The sequence below is a fragment of the Salinicola sp. NYA28a genome, assembly GCF_976982775.1.
Window position 1 is genome coordinate 3,420,070 of record NZ_OZ334582.1, and the last position, 21,639, is coordinate 3,441,708.

Here is a 21,639-nt window from a genome sequence, read left to right on the forward strand (position 1 = left end):
GCGCCGACATGGATCTTGATCCCATGGACGTTGGCGCAATGGCAGCGGAACAAAAACAAACGGCCACCTGAACGGCGGCCGTTTGATCGTCCCTCTGGGGTGACCGAAGTCACCCGCAGTACGGATCAATACAAGCGTTCGAAACGCTTACGCTCACGCTGCAACTTCTTGGCATGACGCTTCACGGCAGCCGCGGCTTTACGCTTGCGGACTGCAGTGGGCTTTTCGTAAGTTTCGCGACGGCGGACTTCGGACAGGACTCCGGCTTTTTCGCAGGAGCGTTTGAAGCGACGCAGCGCGACGTCGAACGGCTCGTTATCACGTACTTTAACAGCGGGCATGAAGCACTCACCTACCTTGGGAATTGAGTTCGGTTTGAACGCACGCCCTTTTGAACGCACGACCCGAGAAATTCGAGACAACGCCGCGAAAGGCTTCGAATCCTGACGTGTCGCTATCCGGATCTTCCCGGCCCAGATCTGTCTCACGAGATCGATCGACAGCCGAGGACGTGTTAAAGGCGCACGACCCAGTTCTACAGAGCAGAGTATTCTAGTCGCGCCCCGGAACCAATGCAAATGGCTTTTCGACAGCGTAAACTAACGCCCCTTTTCGCTTCACGACCCCGACGGACACCCGATCATGCGCGTGCTGGGCATCGAAACCTCCTGCGACGAAACCGGCGTCGCCCTCTATGACACCGAGGCCGGGCTACTGGCCGATGCGCTCTACAGTCAGATAGCGCTACATGCCGAATTTGGCGGCGTGGTGCCGGAACTCGCCTCCCGCGATCACACCCGCAAGCTGCTGCCACTGGTGGATCAGGTGCTCGACGAGGCCGGGTTGACCAAGCGCGATCTCGATGCCATCGCCTACACTGCCGGTCCCGGCCTGGTCGGCGCGCTGATGGTGGGTGCCTGCACCGCTCACGGCATGGCGCGCGCACTCGGAATCCCCGTACTCGGCGTGCATCACATGGAAGGCCACCTGCTGGCGCCGATGCTGGAGGAGAATCCGCCGGCGTTTCCCTTCGTTGCGCTGCTGGTTTCCGGTGGACACACCCAGCTCGTGGACGTCCGCGGCCTGGGCGACTATCGGCTGCTGGGGGAATCCGTCGACGATGCGGCCGGGGAAGCGTTCGACAAGGTCGCCAAGATGCTGGAACTCCCCTACCCCGGCGGCCCGCAGGTGGCCGCGCTGGCGGAGCAGGGGCGCAGCGAGCGCTTTCGCTTTCCCCGCCCGATGACCGACCGGCCGGGGCTCGATTTCAGCTTCTCCGGGCTGAAGACCCACACCCTGACCGCACTGCGCACGCTTCGCGAACAGGACGCCCTCGACGCCCAGGCGCGTGCCGACGTCGCCCGCGCCTTCGAAGATGCCGTGGTCGACACGCTGGTGATCAAGTGCCGGCGCGCCCTCAAGGAGAGCGGGCGGAAACGCCTGGTCGTCGCCGGTGGCGTCAGCGCCAATCGGCGCCTGCGCGAGACGCTGGATACCGCGCTCGCCAAACTGGGCTCCCAGGCGTTCTACCCGCGTGGCCGCTTCTGCACCGACAATGGCGCGATGATCGCCTACGCCGGCGCACAACGTCTCGCCGCAGGCCAGAGCAGCCAGACCCTGCAGGCTCGCCCGCGCTGGCCGCTGGCGGAGCTCACTCCTCCTGCGGCCTGACCTGCTGCCTGTCCTGTTGACTGAGCTCGCGTCGATCGCACAGGGCATCTTCTTCGTCGAACGGGTCGGCCAGCGCTGGTTCGTGCGTTTCGCGGCGTCGCTCCCGCCACAACCGGATGTTCCAGGCGTGCCGAGCCAGAACCAGTAGCGAGAATACGCAGATGACGCCCGTCATCGGCGGCACCAGCCAATAACTCAGCAGCGGCGCCATCAACGCTGTGGCCAGCGAGGCCACCGCCGCCGTGCGCACCCGCCAGGCGAGCAGGAACCAGCAGGTCGCGCAGATCAGCGCCACTGGCGTCGCCAGCATCAGCAGCACGCCGAACGCACTAGCCACCGCCTTGCCGCCGCGCCCCCGATGCCAGACCGGGCAGCTGTGCCCGATCAGCACGCCGAGGCCGACCAACCCTTGGGACCAGACCGACAGCGACGCCGCGCCAGCCAGCCACAGCACCGGCATGCCCTTGGCGGCATCGATGATCAGCGTCACCAGCGCCGGCCGCCAGCCGAAGGCACGCAGCACATTGGAAAACCCCGGATTTCCCGAACCCGCCCAGCGAGGATCGCGCAGACCCCAGGCACGGCATACCCAGATCGCCCCGAGCAGCGAACCGCTAAGATAGCCGGCCCCCACCAGCAGGCCGGTAACAAGGATCGGTGGCAAGACAAGACTCCCCTGGCCGCGTGGCGCGGACATCATCGAGAGCCCTGATTCTGCCACTCTCCTCGCGTACAATCGATGGCCGTTGCGTCGAGCGGGAACCGCCCGCCGGCGAAAATCGCCACCAAAAGCATCACTGCCGACGAGGAATTCGCGTGGATCAGGTATTGATCGAAGGCTTGAGCCTGGAGACGGTCATCGGCGTCTATGACTGGGAACGCACGGTACGCCAACGCCTGGAGCTGGATCTGGAACTCGGCACCGACATCCGCCCAGCTGCCCGGGACGACGATCTCGACCGGACGCTCGACTACGCCGCCATCTGCCAGCGCCTTGTCGATTACGCCGACGCCAACGCCCACGGCCTGGTGGAAACCTTCGCCGAGCGCGTCGCGGCACTGCTGATCGAAGAGTTCGGCGTCCGCCAGCTACGCCTGACCGTACGCAAACCCGGCGCCGTGGCCGCGGCACGCGCCGTGGGCATTCGCATCGAGCGCAGTGCCGACTGATGCCGCTGGCCGTTCTCGGGCTGGGCAGCAACATCCAGCGCCAGCATCACCTGACCCGAGCACTGGACGCGCTGGCAACTCTCGCCGCCCCGGCCCCGCTACGACTCTCCCCGGTTTACGAGAGCCCCGCGGTCGGCTTCGAGGATGATCGCCCTTTCTACAATCTGGTTCTGGCGTTCGAGACCGAGCTGTCGCCGACCGCGCTCAACGACCGCTGCAAGCGCATCGAGCGCGACAATGGCCGGCCCGCCGGTCCGACCAAGTTCGTCGCCCGCACGCTGGACATCGACCTGCTGCTGTGGGGCGACGCCGTCGGCCGCCATGGCGACGCCTGCCTGCCGCGCGAAGACATTCTGCGCTACGCTTTCGTGCTGCATCCGCTGGCCGAACTGCTGCCTTCCAACGTTCATCCGGTCGACGGCCGCACGTTCGATGCGCTATGGGCCGCCTTCGACGCCACCAACCAGCCTCACTGGCCGGTGGACTTCCGGTGGAAAGGCCGACTCGTTTCCCGCGCCACCGATGCCTGACGGCAACCAGCAACGATGAAGCACTCGCAATCTCCATCTTCTTTGCCCATTGTCTGAACCATCCCTGCCGTGCGATGAGACACACTGGAGGAATCGATACCGCCCGTGAAAAAGCCGGATCCCATGTCCTTGTCGTATAGCAGATGGCGCGACTGGCCACGACTGTCGCGTCTCGGCATCAAACTGTTCGCCATTATCCTGATCACCAACGTCTTGATCAGCGGACTGGTGTTCGTGTTCGTCTCGCGCAGCCTGGACGAAGGTTTCGTCAATTATCTCGAGCGCAGCCAGTCGACACGCGCCGAGACACTGGCCAACGCACTGGGCGAACAGTGGACGCAGCGCGGCAGCTGGCAGTGGCTGCGCGACAATCCTCGCGCCTGGCAGAGCCTGGTTCGCAGCCAGCTCTGGTCGAGCGAGAAACACCCTCCCAGCGGGATCGACCGCCAGTTTTCCGATGCCCGCGGCTACGTTCTGCTCGACGAACTGAGTAATCCGGTGATCGGCGAGCCCCTGCTCAAGCCGCCTCCCCGGGACGATCTGGACATTCCGCCGCCACCGGAGCCCCATTTCGTGCCGATCCGCAGTGGCAACAAGCTGGTCGGCCAGCTGGGCTACCTGCCGCCGGAGCGACTGATGGCGCGGATGGACCAGATCTTTCTCGAGCGCCAGCAACGCAACCTGACCATCATCGTCGGTTCGCTGTTTCTTGCCTCCCTGCTCCTGGCCGGCGGGCTCGCCTGGTGGCTGGGCCGCCGTGCCCGGCTCATGACCCTGGCCACGCGCCGGCTGACTCTCGGCGACTACAGCGTGCGTCTTTCCGAGCGCGGCCGCGACGAGCTCTCGCGTCTCTCGGCGGATTTCAACCAGCTCGCCGAGACGCTCGAGGCCAACCGCCGCGCGCGCCAGCGCTGGGTCGCCGATATCGCCCATGAGCTGCGCACGCCGCTGGCGGTGTTGCGAGGCGAGATCGAAGCCATGCAGGACGGCATTCGCCCCCTGTCGGTGGACAACCTGGGATCGTTGCAGCAGGAGGTCGACCAGCTCGGGCATCTGGTCGAGGACTTGCGTCTGCTGGCCCAGAGCGACGCCGGCGCACTGGACATGCACCTCGTGCCTGTGGATCTAGAAGAGTCGCTGGTGCAGCGCCTCGAGGACAGTCAGCCGAGACTGGAAAGCCTCGGCCTCGCGCTTCAGCTCGAAACCGAACCGCTGTGGGTGCGTGCCGACAGCCAGCGTCTGCGTCAGCTTTGGGATAACCTGCTGTCCAACACCATCGCCTATACCGACAGCCCCGGCACGCTGCGCGTCACGCTGAAGCGCCGTGGCGATCAGGCGACCGTCGTCTGGGAGGACACCGCCCCCGGCGTGCCGGAGGACGAGCTGCCCCGCCTGACCGAGCGGCTGTACCGGGTGGAAGGGTCGCGCAATCGCCGCAGCGGTGGCAGCGGCCTGGGACTGTCGATCGCCAACGCGCTGATCGAAGCGCAGGGCGGCACGCTGGTGCCCTCGGTTTCGCCACTCGGCGGTTTGCGCTGGACGCTGACGTTCCCGCAGGCGCTTCCCGCCGACCGGACGGCGGACGCCTCCCTCGAGCGCGCCGACCACTCGTGCGGCTCGCCCGCCAAGGCGTCGCTCCCGGAGCGGGCCGGCGAGCGACACGAACGACACGAACGACACGAACGATACAACGAACCATTCAGTAGCCACGGCAAGTAGCCACGGCAGCCACGCCAACTGACAGGGAGCCGGTTTGATGAACGACACCATTCTGATCGTCGAGGACGAACCCAAGATTGCACGCCTGGTCGCCGACTATCTGTCGAAGAGCGGCTACGCTTCCGATCACATCGATCACGGCAATGCCGTGATGGCGTGGCTCGAAGAGAATCAGCCGATGCTGATCCTGCTCGACCTGATGCTGCCCGGCACCGATGGTCTCACCCTGTGCCGCCAGATCCGCGAACGATTTCCCGCCATCCCCGTGATCATGCTGACCGCCCGTGTCGAGGAAGTGGATCGCCTGCTGGGACTCGAGCTGGGCGCCGACGACTATATCTGTAAACCCTTCAGCCCCCGGGAGGTCGTGGCCCGTGTCAAGGCCGTGCTGCGCCGCAGCTACGGCGCCACCGGCACGGACGAATCCACCTCCGAAGGCGACCGCCTGACGCTGGACGAAGACGGCTGGCGCGCGATGGCGGGCAGCGAGGACCTGAATCTCACCGCGGTCGAGTTCCAGCTCCTCAAGGTGATGATGTACAGCCCCGGGCGCATCTTCTCCCGCGACCAGTTGATGGATCACATGTATCGCGATCACCGTATCGTTTCCGAGCGTACCGTCGATAGCCACGTCAAGAAGCTCAGACGCAAGATCGCCGATGTCTGGCCGGACCGCGACATCATCCGCTCCGTCTACGGCGTCGGCTACAAGTATCAGCCCGAGGAGTGAGACCGCCCCGGCCCGGTCTCGACGCTGGCCGGCAAGCGCCGGCACCAGTCAGCCGGCCGGGACGCCGTGGGCCAGGAAGGTATCGACATCCCTCGCCGAGAAGAACAGCAGCGTCACCTCGAGGTCGGGAAGCGTGGGCAGCAACTCGCGCATCACGCCGGCCACGATGGCGGCAGCCGCGTCGGCCGGATAACCGTAGACACCGGTCGAGATGGCCGGAAACGCCAGCCGCGTGAATCGATGCTCTCCCGCCAGGCGCAGCGCATTACGATAGCAATCGGCCAGCTGCTCGGAGCGATCCTCCGACTTGGCGAAAACCGGCCCCACGGTGTGGATCACGTGAGACGCCGGCAGCCGGAACCCCGGCGTCATCGCCACTTCGCCCACCGGTAGCCCCTCCGGCCAGGTCGTGCGTCGCAACTCGCGGCACGCCTCGAGAAGGTCCGGCCCCGCCGCGCGATGGATCGCGCCATCGACGCCGCCACCGCCCTGCAGACTCTTGTTGGCGGCATTGACGATCGCATCGCCCTCGAAGCGGGTGATATCGCCCTCGGCAACGACCAGGCGGTCGCCCTGCCAGTGAATCTTCATCACGTCTCTCCTGTGGACCACGCATACTCGATCGGTAAAACGCAAAAGGTTGGCAACGACCGAATCGCTGCCAACCCCTCTTTCCCAACCCCTCTTTCCCAACCCGTCGTTTTCACACAATGTAGGACGCGATGCCAACGCTCGCGAACCAGAGCCGTTTCGAATCAGGAGGCCTGGTGTCATTTTCAGAAGACGGCTGCACGGAATGTCAGGGGTCGATTGCACCCTCCGGGCTTGCTGCTGTGGCATAGGTAACACTCGGTCTTGCCCTTTCCCTGCCGGCTACCTCCAGGGCAGGGTCATGCGTTGACCACACCATTTCGCCCCCGTGACTTGACTGCATAGCTCGCAGCATCGGCACGCCTTACCACGTCATCGACGCTCTGGTCCGACCATTGGAAGTTGCTCACCCCGATGCTGGCCGTCACTTTCCACGTGCGGCCGTTGTGTTCCAGACCCTTGGCCGCAATGCGCGCTCGCAGCGACTCGGCAATGCGCATGGCCTGGGAGAACTCGCAGCCAGGCAGCAGAATGGCGAACTCGTCGCCCCCCTGGCGGGCGGCATGGTCGCTGCTGCGCGTTTCCGCGCTCATCGCGGCCGCCACCTCGCGGAGCATGCTGTCGCCCAGGGCGTGACCGCCTGCGTCATTGATGGCCTTGAAATGGTCCAGATCGAACATCAGCAGGGCCGACTGGGTGCCGGCTTTTTTCCAAGCGGCAAAGGCTTCCTCCAGCCGGCGCTCGAAACCGCGGCGGTTGAGCAGGCCGGTCAGCGGATCGTGCTCCGCTTCCCAGCGGCGCAGGGCATCCTCGTGCTGACGCTGGGTGATATCGCGTACGACCCCCACCTGGCCGATGATCTCGCCGTCCACCCGGATCGCAGTGGCGTGGACGTCCAACCAGTACAGCTCACCATGCTCGCCGTAGTAGCGAAACTGGCGCGCGACGTCCTGGTGCCGGAGAAGGCTCGCCTGCCAGGCGGCCACCACCGGTTTGCGATCCTCTTCGTGGATACGCTGGGCCCAGGTCGGCAGGTGGACCGGCGGCGTGATCCCCAGCAGTTGTCTCAGTGCCTGATTGACGAAAGTCAGGTTTCCCTGGGTGTCGGTGACGAACATGCCCTGGGGCGAGGCGGCCAGGATACCTTTCAGGAATGCCTTACGCTGTTGCAGGTCTTCCATGGCCTTCAGACGGCCATGCTCCACCTCATTGAAGACGTCGATGACGTTGCGCAGCTCGGACAGGCGGGTGGCGATCTGAAGGGAGCGCCGGTGGCCTTGGCTCAGCTCCTTGAGCTGCTGGGCCAGGCGCGTCAGTGGCCGCAGGGTCAGCCAGATCACGGCCGCCATCATCGGCAGCAACAGCCCCAACACCCACCAGCCCCGCCACGTAATGCGCTCCATGACGTTTGCCAGGGGGGTATAGACCTGATCGAGGGGCAGGTAGAGACCCAGTATCCAGTCGGCGGGCCAAATCTGGCGATAGGCCGTCAGGCCCGCGCTGCTTCCAAGCAGGTTGCCACTGGCCTCGCCCTGCCAGCCATCGCGCGCCAGATCGAGCCAGGGGTCGCGCGCCACGTCCTCCAGCGTTGGCAGGTCTTGCCGCTGGTCGGGGTGATAGAGCAGCCGGCCCGAGGCCGTGGCGATCACCACATGGCCCTCGTCGCCCAGCCGGAGGCGCTGGAACCCCTCGAACAGCTCGCTGCGGGCGATCTCCACCAGGCCACCCACGAAGCCCGTGTAGCGGCCCTGCTCCGTGTGGCGCGGTACCAGCATCATGACCATGGGCTTGCCGGAGACCGCTCCGACGAAGGGTTCACTGACATGCGGGCGCTGCACGTTGCGCATGAAGCGCGCATAGGACCGATAGCCGATGTCCTGGCCGCGGCGACCTTCAAGCGTCGGCCAGTCATCGACGACGATGTTCTCGGCATCGACCAGAATCAGGCCCTCGAAGAGGGCGAGCAAGGGGTCATGGTTACCCCGGGCCAGCATTCCCGGCGAGGCGTCGGGATACAGCCCGGCCAGGCGCTCCAGTACCTCCAGACGCTGCTCGATCTCATGCGTGATGTCGTTGCGGATCAGCTCCGCCTCATACCGCAGATGCACGCGGTTGGATTCCTCGACCAGCAGGGTGCCGGACTGCCAGCCGAAGGCCAGTAGTGTCATGCTCAGCAGCGTCCAGATCACCACGACCCCCAACAGCAGGCGGCCCCGCAACGAGAAGAGGTAATGATGCAGGACGTGTTTCAGAGACTGGGCGACCCTCATATTCGGCACTCCTATGCTCAACGGCGACGCCACTCCCGCGGCGCAATCGGCGACGCTTGTTCCCAAAGCCTGTTTCGGTAACACCCTACGCCATGTCCGCACAGCCCGCATGGCGACCGACATGGCGCAATCCGCTGCTTGGCGGCCGTCATCTTGTAAGGTCGTCCGCCTTTTCGGCCTTATCGTGGATATCGGGCTGGCTGGCCTTCAAGGCGGCGTAGAGGGCCGTCTTGCTGACCTTGATCCGTGCGGCGGCCTCGCGGACGTTCAGCCCGTTGGCCAGGTACTCCCTTGCCCGCTTCAATTTGTCCTCGGTGACGACAGGCTTGCGTCCCCCTTTGCGCCCGCGAGCGGCGGCAGCGGCCAGTCCCGCCCTGGTACGATCCCGGATCAGGTCACGCTCAAACTGCCCCAGGGCACCGAACACATGGAAGATCAGCCGCCCACCGGGCGTGGTGGTGTCGATGGCTTCGGTCAGCGACCGGAACCCGATACCCCGCGCCTCCAGGGCACTGACGACCTCGATCAGATGCGGCAGCGAGCGTCCCAGTCGATCCAGTCGCCACACGACCAGCACATCCCCGTCGCGTAGAAACTCCAACGCGGCCGTCAGGCCCGGTCGATCCGCCTTGGCCCCGGAGACAGTGTCATCGAAGATCCGCTCGCACCCCGCCTTGCGAAGCGCATCCGTCTGCAAGGCGGTATCCTGCTCCGCCGTCGAGACCCGCGCATAGCCGATCAGCGCCATTGACCGCCCCTTTTGTCCGTTAATCCGTCCGCCTATCTTATTGTCCGAAAACCCATCAAACAAGTCTATTCTCGGACATTGTCCGGGTTGGCCGCCTAATGATCGTTTTCCGGACAAAGCATGCATTATGCACGGGAGTTCTGAGCAAGCGGGCAATCGCTTTGAACAAGTGCGCTTTCCTGTTGACCAGCTGGTCGCTGATCGAGGACATCGTCTCGCCGCTCCAGACGATGAGCTTGCCAGGGCGGGATCACCGCCAGGTATTGAACGGCCTCCTCTGGGCCCTGTGGCCCTGTGTTCAAGAACCAAATGGCGCGATTCTCCAGAATGCTATCGTCCTTGGAAGTCCGGCAGATGGAGAATGTTATCAGTCGGGCTGGTCACGGAGTCTCCTTACACTGGCCGAGCTTTCCCTAGTTGTCAGAGACGGGGTCTGGCAGGAGGACTGCGCAAATGCCTCAACCAAGTAATCGATCATCGCCCTGACCTTGGCTGGTGGGCGCCGGTCGGGGGGAAACAGCACATGCAAGCCGCCCAGGTCGAGCGTGGGCTGGTCGAGTTCCAGGGCCACCAGGGTACCGCGCGCCAGGGCCTCCCCCACGATGAAGTTCGGCTGATAGATCACGCCCTGCCCGCCAAGCGCCGCCGCCAATAATGCATCACCATTGTTGGCTTTGAGATCGCCTTGCACAGGCACCTGAATGTCGCCCTCGCGACCGAAGCTCCAGGTCCCCTCTCTCTGAGAGGGCGACAGGGTATAGCTCAGACAGTTATGGCCGGATAGTTCGGCGACGCCCCCCGGCGTGCCGTATCGTTCCAGATAGTCCGGCGCGGCACATACCCGCATCGGGCAGTCGCCCAGCCGTCGCGCCTTGAGCGAGCTGTCGGCAAGATGACCGATGCGGATCGCCAGGTCCCAGCCTTCCTGGATCAGGCCGTGCTGGGCATCGCTCAGGCCCAGTTCGACCTCCACCTTCGGATAGCGACGGTGGAACGCGGGTAGCAGTGGCGCGATGAAGCGCACGCCGAAGGAGAGCGGTACATTCATGCGCAGCCGCCCGACCGCTTCGACTCTCTGGGCGGCCACTTCCGACTCCGCCTCGTCGAGTTCCTGCAGGATGCGCCGGCAGGCCTCGAGATAGTCGGTGCCGGCGTCCGTCAACGTCAGCCGTCGGGTGGTGCGATGCAGTAGCTTGACGCCCAGCCGGGCCTCCAGGGCATCCATGTGCTTGGTGGCCATAGCCGGCGACATGCCCAGCGCGCGTCCCGCCGCCGATAGGCTGCCGTGGGTTGCCGCTTGGGTAAAGACCCGCATCCCCGTAAAACGGTCCAGCATCTATTTCGCACTCATAGTTAAAGGTGTTTGCATAAAATACCATATTCTCTTACTAAGGGAGTGAGGATACAGTATTACCTACCTAAGTATTCACCGGGCCGCATGGCCCAAGGAATTACACGATGACCAACGCGAGCGTATCGCCCCCTGATTCAACCACCCAGCCGGTGCTGTTCATTCCCCACGGCGCCGGCCCGTGCTTCTTCATGGACTGGAACCCGCCCGGCACCTGGGAAGGCATGGCAGGCTTCCTCAAGGGCGTGGCCGCCTCGCTGCCGGCCCGCCCCCGCGCGATCCTGATGGTCTCCGCCCACTGGCGAACCCCCGGCTTTCGCGTGAGCGCGGGTGAATACCCCGAGCTGATCTACGATTACCACGGGTTTCCTGACCACACCTATGAGCTCACCTACCCGGCCCCCGGCGCGCCGGCCCTGGCAGAGCAGGTCGACAGGCTGCTCTCTCAAGCCGGTCTGGCCAGCCAACGGGACACCGAGCGGGGGTTCGATCACGGTATGTTCGTGCCGCTGAAGCTGATGTTCCCCGAGGCGGATATCCCCGTAGTGCAGTTGTCGCTGCGCGATGATCTCGATCCCGCGGCCCATCTCGCCGCTGGCGAGGCCTTGGCGTCGCTGCGTGATGAAGGTGTACTGATCGTCGGCAGCGGCATGAGCTTCCACAACATGCGCGGCTACGGGGATGCGCGTTTTACCGCACCCTCCGAGGCCTTTGATGACTGGCTGACTCAGACCGTGGAGGCTGAGCCGGATCGGCGCCACGCCGCGCTTGGCGACTGGGCTCGGGCACCCCATGCGCCTCAGTGCCACCCGCCGGGCGACGAAGAGCACCTGATCCCGCTGATGGTCGCCGCCGGCGCCGCGGGGAAGGACAAGGGCCGCAAGATCTATTCGGAACAAGTGCTCAAGACGCAGCTGTCCGCCTACCGCTTCGGCTGAGGCGGCCACGCCACTTTCACAGCCACCTCACATGGCAACTCACGCAATACAGCAGGAGGTAGATGATGCGAATTGAACTTTCTGGCAAACAGGCCCTAGTCACCGGCTCCACCGCGGGCATTGGGCTGGCGATCGCCACTGGCCTGGCCCAGGCGGGTGCTAGCGTGACCGTGGTCGGTCGCGATCAGGCCAAGGTGGACAAGGCCGTGGCCCATATCCAGCAGGCCAGTGGCCGTGACGATGCCAGCGGCGTGGTGGCCGACCCCGGCACCGCCGAAGGCTGTCAGGCGCTGATCGCGGCCCGCCCCGAGGTCGATATCCTGGTCAACAACCTGGGTATCTACGGCGGCCGCCCCTTCTTCGAGATTGACGACGCCGCCTGGGAAGAGATCTTCCAGATCAATGTCATGAGCGGGGTGCGCCTGGCGCGGCACTATGCCCAGGGCATGCAGGCCCGTGGCTGGGGGCGCATCCAGTTCATCTCCAGCGAGTCGGCACTCAACATACCCGCCGAGATGGTGCACTACGGCGTCAGCAAGGCGGCCCTGCAGGGTGTCTCCCGCGGTCTGGCCAAGGTGCTGGCCGGCGGTGGCGTCACGGTCAACACCATCCTGCCCGGCCCGACCCGTACCGAAGGCGCCCAGGCGATGATGGCCAAGCTGGCCGCCGAGCGCGGCGTCTCGGCCGAAGAGATGGAGACCCTGTTCCTGGAGGAGAACCGCCCCTCGACGCTGCTCAAGCGCTTCGCCACCCCCGAGGAGGTCGCCAGCCTGTGCGTCTATGCGGCCTCGCCCCAGGCCAGTGCCACCACCGGCTCCGCCCTGCGAGTGGAAGGCGGCATCGTCGAGAGCATTGCCTGATCGAGACGTCGGGACCGCGGCGATAGCAGGCGGTTTGCTAGCCTGCTAGCTTGGAGCTGCTTGAATTTTTGAAACTACCTGGCGGAGATGTCGATGATCAACGATTCCAAAGAACGCTATGGCAGCGTCAGCAAGGCCTTCCATTGGCTGATGGCGGTATTGATCATCTGGCAGCTGCTCAAGTTTGGTGACCGGATCGCCGAGGGGGAGCACTGGGTAGGCCAGACCCTGGTTCCCTGGCACGTCTCCATCGGCACCCTGCTACTGGTGTTGATCGTGCTGCGCCTGGCGTGGGTGGCGCGTCAGCGTCATCAGCGTCCGGCCCAGGACCCGGCCACTGCCAAGCTGGTCAAGGCCGGGCATGGCCTGCTCTTCGCCGGCATGCTGCTGATGCCGATCACCGGGGTGATGGTGATGCTGGGAGGCGGCTATGGACTGACCGCCTTCGGGTTGGAGATCTTTGCGGAGAGTGAAGAGATCGCTTGGGCCGCAAGTCTCGGCAGCCTGCACTCACCGCTGGCTTGGGCGTTGACCGCGCTGGTCCTCGGGCATATCGGCATCGCCCTGTTTCACCACTTTGTCCAGCGTGACGATACGCTCAAGCGGATGCTGTAGCGCGACCGTGACAGGTACCAGGCATTGCCTTCAACAGGTTTTCGACATGGGAGAGAAAAGGATCATGAAAAAACGCAACTTGGGCCGCTCCGGGGTCGAGATCGCACCGCTCGTCTTCGGTGGCAACGTTTTCGGCTGGACCGCCGATGAAGACCGCTCCTTCACCCTGCTCGATCGCTTCGTCGAGCGTGGCTTCAACGCCATCGACACCGCCGATGTCTATTCGGCCTGGGCGCCGGGGCTCGAGGGCGGTGAGTCGGAAACGGTTCTGGGTCAGTGGCTGGCCCGGCGCGGGCGGCGCGACGATCTCGTACTGATGAGCAAGGTGGGCATGTGGGAGCCGCGCAAGGGCCTCTCGGCGGCCAACATCGAGGCCGCCGTCGAGGACTCCCTGAAGCGCCTGCGTACCGATTACCTGGACGTCTACTTCGCACATATCGATGACCAGGATGTGCCACTGGAGGAAACCCTTGGGGCCTTCGCCCGGCTGATCGAGGCCGGCAAAGTGCGAACCATCGGCGCTTCCAACTATTCCGCCGAGCGACTGGGCGAGGCCCTGGCGGTCTCCCGGAATCAGGGGCTGCCCCGCTACGAAGTGACGCAGCCGCTCTATAACCTCTATGACCGTGACGACTTTGAGGCCGGGCTTGCGAATGTGGCCGAGGAGCATGCGCTCGGGGTGGTGAGCTACTTCTCCCTGGCCAGCGGCTTTCTGACCGGTAAGTATTCGAAGCTCGAAGATCTGGAAGGTAACGCCCGGGCCGATTTCCTGAAGGGCTACTTCGATGAGCGCGGTCAGCGACTTCTGCAGGAGCTGTTGAACGTATCCGATGAGCTTGGCGCCAAGCCCGCCCAAGTAGCTCTGGCCTGGCTGCTGAGCCGCCCCGCGGTCACCGCGCCCATTGCCAGCGCCACTAGCCTAGGTCAGCTGGATGAAGTACTGGATTCCGTGAGCTTGTCGCTGCCTGAACAGGCGCTGGCCAGGCTAGATGTTGCTAGGCGATAACTGACCACCCTCCATCAACCAGGTAATCCGGTGAGCAAGCGACTAGGCTCATTCCTGTGATGGACAGGTATCAACCACTTACTTCCGGATACTCCCGTTTGTTCGAAAGATCGACAACTCGCAACACTCCCAAGGAGGTACACCCCATGACCCAGGTACTGGTGCTCTACTACTCCATGTATGGCCATATCGAGACCATGGCGAACAGCATCGCGGACGGCGCACGCCAGGTGAACGGTGTCGAAGTGACGATCAAGCGGGTCCCCGAGACGATGGACCCGGAGGCCTTCGCCAAGGCCGGCGGCAAGGCACTCGACACCCCCGAGGCGCGTCCCGAGGAACTGGCCGACTATGACGCCGTTATCTTTGGCACGCCGACCCGTTTCGGCAACATGGCCGGCCAGATGCGCACCTTCCTCGACCAGACCGGCAGTCTGTGGGCGAGCGGCAGCCTGCGCGGCAAGGTGGCCAGTGTCTTCACCTCCACCGGCACCGGCGGCGGCAACGAGACCACGATTCTCACCGCTTGGACGACCCTGGCCCATCACGGCATGGTGATCGTGCCCATCGGCTATGGTCTCGAGGCCCAGTTCGATATCTCCGAGGTCAAGGGCGGCTCGCCGTATGGCGCCGCGACCATCGCCGGTGGTGACGGCTCACGTCAACCCAGCGAGACCGAGCTGAACCTCGCCCGTTTTCAGGGCGAGCACGTCGCCGGCATCGCTGCACGGCTGGCCGGATGATAGCGCTCCTCTCGCCCTTGCCGATTAGGCCCCGCCCGGTCACCCGTGCGGGGCCTTTCGTGTGTCAGGGCCAGAGGTTCAGCCCCGGGCAAGATGCTCGGCGATGGCCCGGTCGAAGGTCTCGTGGGTAGCCGGTCGCGCTCGTCCATGACGACCAGGACGATGACCGTGTGGTCGATCTGCACTTGTTCCAGCGGCGTAATAGCAGCGGGAGGTACGCCGCCAGCACCCGCAACGGGCGCGCTTTGCACGCCTGAGCGACCTCGCGGTGAAACGCCGCCAGACTGCGCTTCTGCTTGGTCAGAAAGCGCTTTTGCAGCAGCTCACGGATGATGCGTTCGACCGACTCCGGCAGACGCCCCTTGCCTTTCCCGCCGCCGGATTGGCCGGGAGCCAGGTCCGTCACAAGGCCAGTGCCTTGCCGGGCACGGTGGATCAGGACATATACCTGTCGCCGGGACAGGCCCAGCGCTTGAGCGGCGGCGTCGACGGCCTCATGCCCCACCACCTCAAGCGCTGCCAGTGGTCCGATGATGTCCGTTCGCTGCCGGGCCTGGGCCCAGGCTTTATCGGGCAGGGTGGCCACGCCTTGCTCGGCAATCGGTGTTGAGTCTGACGCCATGCCCCCGACTCGCCTGTGGTGCATAGGAGTACTGAGCATAGTCGAGGTTGGTGAAGGTGACTGCTGATACCGGGCTGTCAGGAGCCGCCTTCACACCTGGCGTTACGCCCCGCCACCTGGTGCAGTCGTCTTCTGAAAATGACACCTGGCGGCTCGCCTCGGCCGACGCGGACTCGGGCAGGGTTGCGGCGGCCGGTGCCATGCCAGCCTCGCCACGCTTGAGCAGGGCGTAGCCGACACCGGTGATCACCGAGCCGGCAGCGATGGCCAGCAGATAGAGCAGCGCCAGGTTGACGGCGTTCGGGATCAGCAGCACGAACAGGCCGCCGTGCGGTGCCATCAGCTTGACGCCGAACCACATCGAGAGCGCCCCGGTCACCGCGCCGCCGACCATCGATACCGGAATCACGCGCAGCGGATCCTTGGCGGCAAAGGGTATCGCCCCCTCGCTGATGAAACAGAGCCCCAGCACGAACGACGCCTTGCCCGCCTCGCGCTCGGCCTGGGCGAACCGGCTGCGCCTCAGGAACGTCGCCAGGCCCATCCCGATGGCCGGCACCATGCCCGCGGCCATGATCGCAGCCATCGGCATGTAGGTCTCGGTCGACAGCAGCCCGACGCCGAAGGTATAAGCTGCCTTGTTGACCGGCCCGCCCAGGTCGAAGCACATCATCGCGCCGAGCAGCACGCCCAGCAGAACCGCGTTGGTCGAGCCCATGTCGTTGAGGAAGGCGGTCAATGCCGACAGAACCGCCGCCACCGGCGTGCCGACCACGTAGATCATGATCAGGCCGGTGACCAGGCTCGCCAGCAGCGGAATGATCAGGATCGGCTTCAGCGACTCCACGCTGGCCGGCAGCTTGACGTAGCGCGTCACCGCCTTGGCCGAGTAGCCGGCCAGGAAGCCGGCCAGAATCCCGCCGATGAAGCCGGCGCCCAGCGTCGAAGCCAGCATCCCGCCGATCATGCCGGGCGCAATGCCCGGACGGTCGGCAATCGAATAGGCGATGTAACCGGCCAGCACCGGCACCATCAGCGCAAAGGCGGTGCCGCCGCCGATCTGCATCAGCGCCGCCGCCAGCGTCCCTTCCTGCTCGTAGGCCTTGATTCCGAACACGAACGAGAGCGCGATGCACAAACCGCCCGCCACTACCATCGGCAGCATGAACGAAACGCCGGTCAGCAGGTGCTTGTAAAATCCGCGCTCCTTGGCGCTCTTCGGGGATCCGCCGCTCTTGCGCTCGCCGCTGGCGCCCTTCCCGCTGCCGGCCGATTCCACCTGCGCCTCGTCGAGCGCCTTCTGGATCGTCTGCTGCGGCTGCTTGAGCGCACTACCGGTGGACGTGCGATAGACCCGCTTGCCGGCGAAGCGGGCGTTGTCGATCTCGATATCGCAGGCCAGCAGCACGACGTCCGCGGCTTCGACGTCTTCGTCGGTGATCCGGTTCTGCGCTCCCACCGACCCTTGTGTCTCGACGTGAATTCGATGACCCAGCGCCCGCCCGGCCTGCTCCAGCGCTTCGGCCGCCATGAAGGTGTGAGCCACGCCGGTCGGGCAGGCCGTGACCGCGACGATGCGCTTGATTCCGGAAGACTCGGGCGACACTGTCTTCGCTGGTTCCGCGGGCTCACTGGCAGCATCGAACACCGTCGCCTCGCGGGCGGCGCGTTCGAGAAACGCCTCGGGGTCGGGCAGCGCCTGCTGGATCGGCGCGCGATAGAGCCGCTTGCCAGCGAAGCGAGCGGCTTCGGGCACCCGCTCCGCTGCGACGACGATCAGATCCGCCGCGGCGATCGCCGCTTCCGACACCGGCGTGACAGCTTCGAGCTCGCCATGCATTTCCGTCCGGGCCTCCCAGCCGCGACGCTTGGCGGCCTGCTCCAGGCGTCTTGCAGCCAGAAAGGTCGTCGCCATGCCGCTGGGGCAGGCGGTAATCAGAATGACATTCATGCGTTCCCCGTTCATGCATTCCCTCCGACGCGCGCTTCGCCGCAGCGGCTGACGCTCGTCTGTTGCAGTAATTCCTGGAAGTCTTCGGCGTGCGGATTGCCGACACCGATATGGCGCACCGCCTCGGCGGCCAGTGCCGTCGCCTGGCGCAGCGCCTCCTGCGGTGATTGATCCGCGATCACGCCATGCAGCAAAGCGGCCAGCAACGTATCGCCCGCGCCCACCGTATTGCGGACCTCGACCCGGGGCGGCGTGGCGCGCCACTCTCCGCGCCGGCCGATCCACAGCACGCCCTCACCACCCAGCGACAGGATCGCCTCCTCGACACCGGAAGCGTGCAGACGCCGGACCGCATCGAGCTGGGCCGCCGGATCGGCCAGCGGGCCGCCGGCCCAGTCGGCCAGCTCCTGTTCGTTGGGCTTGGCCGCGTCGGGCAGTACCGCCAGCGCCGCGGTCAGGGCCGGGCCGCTGGTGTCGATCCAGACCGGCACGCCGCTGGCCTTGAGCGCCCGGATCAGCGTCGCCAGCGCCTCAGGCGACACGCCCGGCGGCAGGCTGCCGGTCACCACGACCGCAGCCGGCGACGTCGCCTTGCAGCGCGTGACCAGATCGGCCGTCAGTTCGGCCAGTGCCGCCTCGGAGACCTCGATGCCCGGGCCGTTGATGTCGGTCACGCGACCGTCGTCCTCGGCCAGCTTGGCGTTGATCCGGGTCTCGCCGGGCAGGCGCAGACTGGCGTCCTCGATCCCGTCGCGCCGGCAGGCCTGGACGAACGCGGTGTCGTTGTCCGCGCCCAGAAAGCCGGACAGGGTGACCCGGTGACCCAGCGACGCCAGCACCTGGGCCACGTTGAGCCCCTTGCCGGCCGCCGCCAGATGCGACGAACGCGTGCGATTGACCGCCCCCGGCTCGAGCCGCGGCAGCTGGATCGACAGATCCAGCGCCGGATTGAGCGTCACCACCAGCACGTGCGCCATTAGAGCGCCTCCAGCGCATCGCGCACGGCCTGGCTGGTAGCCTGGGCCAGCGCCGTCTCGGCGTGCAGGCGAGCGCTCTCCTCGGTGATCCCGCGCAGGCGTGCCTTGACCATCGGCACCTGGCGCACGGAGACCGAGAGCTCGTCGACGCCCAGCCCGACCAGCACCGGCACGGCGGCAGCGTCCGAGCCCAGCTCGCCGCAGACGCCGACCCACTTGCCCTCGGCGTGAGCCGCCTCCACGGTCATCCGGATCAGCCGCAGCACTGCCGGATGCAAGCCATCCGCCTGGGACGACAGCTCAGGGTGGCCGCGGTCGATCGCCAGGGTGTACTGGGTCAGGTCGTTGGTGCCGATGGAGAAGAAGTCGACCTCCGCCGCCAGGCTCGGTGCCAGCAGCGCCGCTGAGGGAATCTCGATCATCACGCCAACCTGGACGTCGGACGCGCCGATCTCCTGTTGCAGCCGGTCGACGATCGCCCTGGCCTGACGGTACTCGTCGACGTCCTTGACCATCGGAAACATGATCCGCAGCGGCCGATCGCCGGCGGCGGTCAGAAGCGCCCGCAGCTGAGTTTCCAGCACGTCCGGGCGGGTCAGCGCCAGCCGGATGCCGCGCAGGCCGAGGAACGGGTTGTCCTCCGCCGCTACCGGCCAGTAAGGCAGCGGCTTGTCGCCGCCAACGTCCAGCGTACGCGCCACCAGCGGGCGGCCGTCGAGAGCGTCGAAGGCACGCCGGTACTCGCCGATCTGGGTCTCCAGATCCGGCGCCTCCGGGTGCGCCATGAACAGGAATTCGGTGCGCAGCAATCCGACGCCTTCGGCACCGTGTTCGACGGCATCCTCGGCATGGGCGGTGTTACCCAAGTTGGCAGCGACTTCGATACGCCGGCCATCCGCCGTGCGGCCCTCTTCGAAGCGCAGGCCGTGCGCTTCGCGACGCAGCCGCTCCAGCTCCTTGAGGCGTAGTTCGGCACGGTCGCGGCGCTCCGCGCTGGGCCGCACGATCACCCGGCCGAGGTCACCGTCGAGGATCAGCTCGTCGTCGTTGGCGAGTGTCAGCGCTCGCTCACCGGCACCGACCACGGCAGGAATGCCCAGCGCCCGCGCCAGAATCGCGCTGTGCGAGGTCGCGCCGCCGCGGGCGGTCAGCAATCCGCGCACCTGGGCGGTATCGAGGCGCGCCACGTCGGAAGGGCCGATATCGTCGGTGACCAGAATGTACGGGCGCTGCGGCGGTGTCGGCATCTTGACCCCGCACAGCACGCCCAGCACCCGGCGACCCACGTCGCGCAGATCGGCGGCGCGCTCGGCCAGCAGCCGATCCGCCAGCACCTCCTGGGCGCGGGCGGCGGTATCGATCGCCTGCCACCACGCCGCTTCGGCACTCATACCGTCGCGCATGCCCTCGAAGGCGGCCTCGTGCAATTCCGGGTCGTCGAGCATCTCGGCATGCATGGAGAGAATCTCGGCCACGTCGCCGCCCTTGGCGGTGCCGATCAGCGCGTGCAGCTGCTCGCGCGCTTCGACCAGGCTGGCGCGCAGTCGCTCGCGCTGCCGTTCGGCGTCGCCTTGTTTTTCCGGCGTCAGATCGCGGGCCCGTTCGGGATAATCGAAGCTGGGTGCGCGCATCACGAAGACCGGCGCGATCGCCAGTCCCGGCGAGGCGGCGGTAGCCGGCAACGCGGTATCGTCGGTGATGGGCTCCGGTACCGCCGTGCCGGGAATTTCTCCCGTTGCCTCGGCCACCGCATCGCGCCGCGAGACGTGGCTGGTGCTGGCGGCATCCGCCAGCGGCCTCACGGACTCGCCGAGCCCGCCCTGGACGGCGGCGACCATCGCCGCCAACGCCGCCTCGGCGCTCCCACCCTCGCCCCCGCCTTCGGCAGAGAAGATCAGCGTCTGGCCGCGCCGGGCACCGAGCCCGATCACCTTGGTCAGGCTGGCGGCGGAAACCGTCTCCGCCGCGCCTTCCAACAGCCGCACGCGAACCGGCACGGACTGCTCGCGGGCTGCCTGGACCAGCAGCTTGGCCGGGCGGGCGTGCAGTCCGTGGGCGTTGAGCAGCGTCACGCGAGCGGTCTCGGCGTGGCTAGACTCGCCGGACAGACGCGCCAGAACGTGGTCGGCATCGGCGTCGACCAGCGCTTCGCCTTCGCCGCTATCCAGCAGATCCGCCAGCCGTTCCAGCAGCTCCCGATGAACGTCGTCTTGCGCCGCCACGCAGAACACGCCATTGACCACGCCTTTCGGGCCAGTGAACGAGCGTTCCGGCGTCGCCAGCGCCAGCGCCGGCTGACTGACGCCGGCGGCAGCACTCACCAGCCACAGCCCCTGGCCCAGCGAGATCGGTTCCTGCTCGGTGATCGCGGCGACGAAGCGCGCATCGACGCACTCGGCCTGGCGCAGCCGCGCGGCCGCCGCCAGCGCCAGCTCGAAACGGTCACGCGCCGGAAAACCCAGGCAGAGCGTACCGGCATCCAGGCGTGCCTTGCGTTGAGGCTTGGCCAGCAGCGCCACCATCGCCTCGGCCGTGTCGGCGTTGGCCAGGCGTTCGGCCACGCTCTCGTCGTCGAGCACGTGCGTCAATCGCCGCAAAACGTCGAGATGTTCGTCGCTGGCGGCGGCGATCGTCACCAGCAGGAATACTTGATTCCCGTCGTGCCACGTCACGCCTTGGGGAAACTGCAGCAGCCGCACACCGGTTCGGTGAATCTGTTCGCGGCTCTCCGGGGTGCCGTGGGGAATGGCGATACCGCTGCCGAGAAAGGTCGAACCCTGCGCCTCGCGGGCGTGCAGCGCGTCGCGATAGCTCGCCTCGACCAGGCCGGCCCGGTGCAGCGACGCGGCGGCCTGATCCAGTGCATCCTGCCAGCTGTCGGCCTGGCAATTGAGCGCCGCGTCCTGCGGCTGGAGGGTCAGCATAACGATCTCTCCGAATGGTCGTTCGATGTCCGTAGCATGGGGCAGCGGCGCTTCCGATACCACCAGGACATCGGATGTTCCAACTTTTTGCTGAATCGTGTCACCTGTCGTGTCGACATGCTCTCCGTTCGTCGGCCGTTTGACAAGCTAGACCTTCGCAGCAGACCTTCGCCTCAGATCTTCGCCACAGTTCTCTGCGACGGAGCGGGCCGGATAGCGCCGA

Annotated in this window: 20 protein-coding genes; 10 read left to right on the top strand and 10 right to left on the bottom strand. The window is 65.9% G+C overall.

All coding sequences use genetic code 11. The features are described from left to right. Positions 1-125 precede the first annotated feature (125 nt). Positions 126-341, bottom strand: coding sequence for a 30S ribosomal protein S21 (gene rpsU, locus ACWHY3_RS15420; RefSeq protein WP_075560838.1), 216 nt, complete (start codon positions 339-341; stop codon positions 126-128). A 301-nt stretch (positions 342-642) separates the two neighbouring features. On the opposite strand from rpsU, the gene tsaD reads away from it, so the two are divergent. Beyond that, entirely contained in the window at positions 643-1,671 is a 1,029-nt protein-coding gene (tsaD, locus tag ACWHY3_RS15425; protein ID WP_448126917.1) for a tRNA (adenosine(37)-N6)-threonylcarbamoyltransferase complex transferase subunit TsaD, read from the top strand. Here tsaD and ACWHY3_RS15430 read toward each other — a convergent pair. Further along, the gene (locus ACWHY3_RS15430) at positions 1,652-2,335 is read right to left on the bottom strand and encodes a glycerol-3-phosphate acyltransferase (protein WP_448126918.1); all 684 of its coding nucleotides are present in this window, start codon (positions 2,333-2,335) and stop codon (positions 1,652-1,654) included. The genes tsaD and ACWHY3_RS15430 overlap by 20 nt on opposite strands. Before the next feature lie 152 nt (positions 2,336-2,487). Between ACWHY3_RS15430 and folB the strand changes: the two genes are divergently transcribed. From folB to ACWHY3_RS15450, 4 genes are all read left to right on the top strand, one after another. After that, positions 2,488-2,841, top strand: coding sequence for a dihydroneopterin aldolase (folB, locus tag ACWHY3_RS15435; RefSeq protein WP_448126919.1), 354 nt, complete (start codon positions 2,488-2,490; stop codon positions 2,839-2,841). Further along, a complete protein-coding gene (folK, locus tag ACWHY3_RS15440; protein ID WP_448126920.1) occupies positions 2,841-3,371 on the top strand; it encodes a 2-amino-4-hydroxy-6-hydroxymethyldihydropteridine diphosphokinase in 531 nt (176 codons plus the stop codon). Before folB ends, folK begins: the two co-directional genes overlap by 1 nt. A gap of 123 nt (positions 3,372-3,494) precedes the next feature. Next, positions 3,495-5,090, top strand: a complete 1,596-nt coding sequence (locus tag ACWHY3_RS15445; protein WP_448126921.1) for an ATP-binding protein — start codon at positions 3,495-3,497, stop codon at positions 5,088-5,090. Between the two features lie 37 nt (positions 5,091-5,127). After that, positions 5,128-5,820 carry a response regulator gene (locus tag ACWHY3_RS15450; protein WP_087718281.1) on the top strand — a complete coding sequence of 231 codons (693 nt, stop codon included), beginning with the start codon at positions 5,128-5,130 and terminating at the stop codon, positions 5,818-5,820. 48 nt (positions 5,821-5,868) lie between these two features. Here the strand turns inward: ACWHY3_RS15450 and ACWHY3_RS15455 are convergent, their stop codons facing one another. From ACWHY3_RS15455 to ACWHY3_RS15470, 4 genes are all read right to left on the bottom strand, one after another. Then, positions 5,869-6,411, bottom strand: coding sequence for an O-acetyl-ADP-ribose deacetylase (locus ACWHY3_RS15455; RefSeq protein WP_087718282.1), 543 nt, complete (start codon positions 6,409-6,411; stop codon positions 5,869-5,871). 299 nt (positions 6,412-6,710) lie between these two features. Beyond that, positions 6,711-8,681: a sensor domain-containing diguanylate cyclase gene (locus tag ACWHY3_RS15460; protein WP_179208839.1), complete on the bottom strand. Its 1,971-nt coding sequence runs from the start codon at positions 8,679-8,681 to the stop codon at positions 6,711-6,713. 148 nt (positions 8,682-8,829) lie between these two features. Next, positions 8,830-9,429: a recombinase family protein gene (locus ACWHY3_RS15465; protein WP_087718284.1), complete on the bottom strand. Its 600-nt coding sequence runs from the start codon at positions 9,427-9,429 to the stop codon at positions 8,830-8,832. 367 nt (positions 9,430-9,796) lie between these two features. After that, the gene (locus ACWHY3_RS15470) at positions 9,797-10,765 is read right to left on the bottom strand and encodes a LysR family transcriptional regulator (protein WP_087718285.1); all 969 of its coding nucleotides are present in this window, start codon (positions 10,763-10,765) and stop codon (positions 9,797-9,799) included. A 122-nt stretch (positions 10,766-10,887) separates the two neighbouring features. Here ACWHY3_RS15470 and ACWHY3_RS15475 point away from each other — a divergent pair, with 122 nt between their 5' ends. The 5 genes from ACWHY3_RS15475 (at position 10,888) to wrbA (ending at position 14,942) form a co-directional block, all read left to right on the top strand. Continuing rightward, positions 10,888-11,718, top strand: coding sequence for a DODA-type extradiol aromatic ring-opening family dioxygenase (locus ACWHY3_RS15475; RefSeq protein WP_087718286.1), 831 nt, complete (start codon positions 10,888-10,890; stop codon positions 11,716-11,718). A gap of 65 nt (positions 11,719-11,783) precedes the next feature. Beyond that, positions 11,784-12,578, top strand: coding sequence for an SDR family NAD(P)-dependent oxidoreductase (locus ACWHY3_RS15480; RefSeq protein WP_087718287.1), 795 nt, complete (start codon positions 11,784-11,786; stop codon positions 12,576-12,578). Positions 12,579-12,671: 93 nt separating this feature from the next. Next, entirely contained in the window at positions 12,672-13,193 is a 522-nt protein-coding gene (locus ACWHY3_RS15485) for a cytochrome b (protein ID WP_179208840.1), read from the top strand. A 64-nt stretch (positions 13,194-13,257) separates the two neighbouring features. After that, positions 13,258-14,199: an aldo/keto reductase gene (locus tag ACWHY3_RS15490; protein WP_087718288.1), complete on the top strand. Its 942-nt coding sequence runs from the start codon at positions 13,258-13,260 to the stop codon at positions 14,197-14,199. A gap of 146 nt (positions 14,200-14,345) precedes the next feature. Then, on the top strand, positions 14,346-14,942 hold the full coding sequence (gene wrbA / locus ACWHY3_RS15495) for an NAD(P)H:quinone oxidoreductase (RefSeq protein WP_087718289.1): 597 nt from the start codon (positions 14,346-14,348) through the stop codon (positions 14,940-14,942). A 64-nt stretch (positions 14,943-15,006) separates the two neighbouring features. Here wrbA and ACWHY3_RS15500 read toward each other — a convergent pair whose 3' ends face one another. The 4 genes from ACWHY3_RS15500 to ptsP are packed head-to-tail and all read right to left on the bottom strand — an operon-like array spanning position 15,007 to position 21,416. Beyond that, a complete protein-coding gene (locus ACWHY3_RS15500) occupies positions 15,007-15,564 on the bottom strand; it encodes a hypothetical protein (protein WP_432415355.1) in 558 nt (185 codons plus the stop codon). Further along, on the bottom strand, positions 15,509-17,515 hold the full coding sequence (locus ACWHY3_RS15505; protein ID WP_332779009.1) for a PTS fructose-like transporter subunit IIB: 2,007 nt from the start codon (positions 17,513-17,515) through the stop codon (positions 15,509-15,511). The genes ACWHY3_RS15500 and ACWHY3_RS15505 overlap by 56 nt, the downstream gene beginning before the upstream one ends. Positions 17,516-17,526: 11 nt before the next feature. Next, positions 17,527-18,492 carry a 1-phosphofructokinase gene (pfkB, locus tag ACWHY3_RS15510; RefSeq protein ID WP_087718290.1) on the bottom strand — a complete coding sequence of 322 codons (966 nt, stop codon included), beginning with the start codon at positions 18,490-18,492 and terminating at the stop codon, positions 17,527-17,529. Beyond that, positions 18,492-21,416, bottom strand: coding sequence for a phosphoenolpyruvate--protein phosphotransferase (gene ptsP, locus ACWHY3_RS15515; RefSeq protein ID WP_087718338.1), 2,925 nt, complete (start codon positions 21,414-21,416; stop codon positions 18,492-18,494). The genes pfkB and ptsP overlap by 1 nt, the downstream gene beginning before the upstream one ends. Positions 21,417-21,639 lie beyond the last annotated feature (223 nt).